This window comes from Thermovirga sp. (assembly GCA_012523215.1).
GTDB lineage: Bacteria > Synergistota > Synergistia > Synergistales > Thermovirgaceae > 58-81.
The window spans coordinates 1-3,275 of the sequence record JAAYIZ010000025.1; the positions used below are offsets into that span (position 1 = coordinate 1).

Here is a 3,275-nt window from a genome sequence, read left to right on the forward strand (position 1 = left end):
ACGCCCTACTTCGCGTCACTGATGGATCCCAATGATCCCAGGTGCCCCATAAGGATGCAGGCGATCCCCACGGAAAACGAGACAAGGCTGGGCAAGTCCGATCTTCTTGATCCTCTTCACGAGGACGTGGACTCGCCCGTCGCTGGCCTTACCCACCGTTACCCCGACCGGGGGCTTTTCCTGATCACCGACCAATGCAGCATGTATTGCCGCCACTGCACCAGGAGACGGCACGCCGGCGAGACGGACAAGGCCTACGGTGACGAACAGATCAAGAAGGGGATCGAGTACATAAGGAAAACGCCGTCCTTCAGGGATGTTCTCCTTTCCGGTGGGGACCCGCTGACCGTCGATGACGACAGGCTCGAGTGGATCATATCGGAACTGCGGGCGATACCCCATGTGGACTTCGTCCGCCTGGGGACCAGGATGCCCGTCGTCTGCCCCCAGAGGATCACCGACAAATTCTGTGCCATGCTCAGAAAGTACCACCCTATCTGGCTCAACACCCAGTTCAACCATCCCAAGGAAGTGACGCAGGAATCCGCCCAGGCCTGCGCCAGGTTGGCCGATGCCGGGGTGCCCCTGGGGAACCAGTCGGTCCTCCTCAAGGGCGTCAACGACTGTCCCTATCTGATGAGAGAACTGAGCCAGAGATTGCTGAAGATCCGCGTAAATCCCTACTACATTTACCAGTGCGATCTCTCGGAAGGGATCGAGCACTTCCGGACCAGCGTCGGCAAGGGCATCCAGATCATCGAGTACCTGCGTGGGCATACCACGGGAATGGCCCAACCGTTGTTCATCGTCGACGCTCCCGGCGGGGGTGGCAAGATCCCCGTGGGACCCAATTACGTGGTCAGCCAGTCGGATCGGAAGATCATACTGCGCAACTACGAGGGGGTCCTGACCGTTTACACGGAACCCGACGACAACCAGAGCCATCCCGAGGAGCTCTACCACTGGGAGGAGTATACCGCCAGGCAGAGGCAGCTATCGAGGGAGGGCCTCATAAAGCTTTTCGAGGGTGACATTCTCTCCCTGGAACCCGCTCATCTCGACCGCCGGGAAAGGAGCAAAAAACATCGCTGATCCGATCATGCAGAAAAAACACCAGGAGGTGCCTCCCGTGGAGGAACTGCTAGTCTCCCGTTCCGGCACGCCCTTCCCGAAGTGGATGAAATGGTTTGCTCTTCTGGTAGGGATCCTTCTCGTCGGTGACGGAATGCGGACCTTCGCCTTTCACAAGATGCTTGTCGGAGCCGTCCTCGCCTATGTGTCGGGTTTTGAGAAGAGGATTGTGCTTTCGCCCCAGGGGCTAGTCAGGCAGACCAGGACCTGGATCACCAATCACTCGACTACCATCCCCTGGGAGGAAGTACAATACGTAAACTTCGCCTTCAGGGGCTCAAGGATGATGTGCTTCTTCGAAAAAGGCGTTACCGGCCTCAGGGTGCTCTTCGACAAAAGCGACGAACCCGAGGTAAGGAGGATATTGAACCTCTACATACCCGACGTGGAGACAAGCACCTTGGGGAATAAACCTGAAGCCGAAGAATAAACCTTCTTTTCACTCGTCAAGCGAATTTGCTGGGCGATAGGGTAAGGGAACCCCGGGCGGAGATAGCCTCTGTCCGGGGTTTGCGATGATTTATCCCTGTAATTTCCCCTCCACCGAGCGGACCTTGCTCTCCATGGTGATATCCTTGTTCCGCCTTTCGTCTATCCTCAAGGAGGTGCCCACTCGGAGAGCCCCCTGGTTGAAGGGTATTTCGTGGGCAGCCCTCACGGCCTGCAGCACCACGTCGAGGTCGCCTTCCAGGATGGTCCCCATGGGCGTCAGCATCGTCTTGAGATCGAACTCCTTGAGTTTCTTTTCTACCTCGGCGACATAACCGCTCAGGCTCGTCGTACCCGTCCCATAGGGTACGATCACCACTTCAGCTATCACCTTGGCCATTATCGCTTCCCCCTTTCTTCCCTGGAGCCGTTTTAAGATGCCGTACATCCAGTATAATCAATCCCGGCTAAGAGTAGCCGACCCATATTGACGGACATGGAAGGTGGTACTTATCATGGCATGGAATCCCCTCCAGGCAGGCTTTGGCGGGTTGATCAGGCCCATACTGGTAATCCTTGGATGGTACATATCGGACAGGATCCTCGTCAAACTGGCGGGAAAACTCTTCGATAAGGGAATAGCTAGAGTCCAGAACGGGGCGGCTGGGCAGCTGAGCACGCACGAAAGGTCATCCCGGGTCAAAAGGTTGGGGACACTCAGGGGTTTGGTGATTGATCTCCTGCGGTGGGGGCTTGGGGCGGTGGCCTTCCTGACCTTCCTCGGCACGATCAACGTCAACATCATGCCCATACTGACGGGACTGGGCATTGCCGGGCTGGCCCTATCCCTGGCGGCCCAGAATATAATCAGGGACTTCCTCAACGGTATCTTCGTGGTCGTGGAGGATCATTATTCCGTCGGGGACGTGGTGAAGATCGGAGAATACTTCGGCGTCGTCGAGAACTTCACCCTCAGGACCACCCACCTATCCGACCTTGACGGGAACTACATCATCATCCCCAACGGCAGGATCACGGAACTAGTGAATGCCACCAAGTACTGGTCCCAAGCCCAGGTTGTGGTGGGTGTCTCCTACGATTCGGATATACGCAAGGCACTGGGCGTAATGGAGAGGGTGGGCGGGGAACTCAAAAAAGACTTCCCCGACAAGGTGAAGGAAGACCCCCGGATCCAGGGGATTCTCTCCTTCGACGAGCGGGCGGTTTCCCTGAGGGCACTCATAAGGACCGTCCCGGGAGAACACTGGTCCATCGGCATGGAGTACCGCCTGCGCCTGAAGGAAGCCTTCGATGCCGAGGGCATAACGATACCCTTCCCTCAGATGGATGTGTGGATCCGCTCCCCCGAAGGTCTTAGGGTCGCCGGTCAGAAGACGAGGGCGTAGGGAACTGGCCTTGCGACTCTCCCCGGCGGTAAATTAACGATCCTCCCAGACCACCAGATCGACGACGAACCCCCGCCGTCCAGGTTCAGGGCGTTCACCAAGCCGAGCCTCTCCGCTACCGCGGCTGTCTCGGCTATGGTCGCGCCGTTGCTGTGCCAGGGGTCCCTTCCATCGATGACGATGAACCAGATCCTTTCTCCGTCGCTACCTACGAAGGATCTTGGGTGAGGCAGTGAAAGGGTCTTCGGGTTGAACCCTTCCGGATCAAAGACCTTTCTTCCTTCCTTTACCAGCATCGGTCCCGCCTGC

The 3,275-nt window shown here is 57.5% G+C and carries 5 protein-coding genes; 3 read left to right on the forward strand and 2 right to left on the reverse strand.

The features are described 5' to 3' along the window. Together ablA and GX108_00790 are read left to right on the forward strand one after the other, a co-directional pair. The coding region (gene ablA / locus GX108_00785; GenBank protein NLO55585.1) for a lysine 2,3-aminomutase at positions 1-1,092 on the forward strand (1,092 nt) is incomplete at its 5' end. Between the two features lie 37 nt (positions 1,093-1,129). Then, a complete protein-coding gene (locus tag GX108_00790) occupies positions 1,130-1,561 on the forward strand; it encodes a hypothetical protein (GenBank protein ID NLO55586.1) in 432 nt (143 codons plus the stop codon). Positions 1,562-1,651: 90 nt separating this feature from the next. On the opposite strand, the gene GX108_00795 is transcribed toward GX108_00790, so the two are convergent. Then, positions 1,652-1,960 (reverse strand): MTH1187 family thiamine-binding protein, encoded by a 309-nt coding sequence (locus GX108_00795; GenBank protein NLO55587.1) that lies wholly within the window; start codon positions 1,958-1,960, stop codon positions 1,652-1,654. Positions 1,961-2,075: 115 nt separating this feature from the next. Between GX108_00795 and GX108_00800 the strand changes: the two genes are divergently transcribed. Then, positions 2,076-2,966 (forward strand): mechanosensitive ion channel family protein, encoded by an 891-nt coding sequence (locus GX108_00800; protein NLO55588.1) that lies wholly within the window; start codon positions 2,076-2,078, stop codon positions 2,964-2,966. Here GX108_00800 and GX108_00805 read toward each other — a convergent pair. After that, the coding region (locus GX108_00805) for a phosphodiester glycosidase family protein (protein ID NLO55589.1) at positions 2,948-3,275 on the reverse strand (328 nt) is incomplete at its 5' end. The two genes, GX108_00800 and GX108_00805, sit on opposite strands and share 19 nt — an antisense overlap.

Excerpts from the sequence above, each read along its gene's own strand:
- GX108_00795 (NLO55587.1), bottom strand. The coding sequence starts at position 1,960 with ATGGCCAAGGTGATAGCTGAAGTGGTGATCGTACCCTATGGGACGGGT.
- GX108_00800 (NLO55588.1), top strand. The coding sequence starts at position 2,076 with ATGGCATGGAATCCCCTCCAGGCAGGCTTTGGCGGGTTGATCAGGCCC.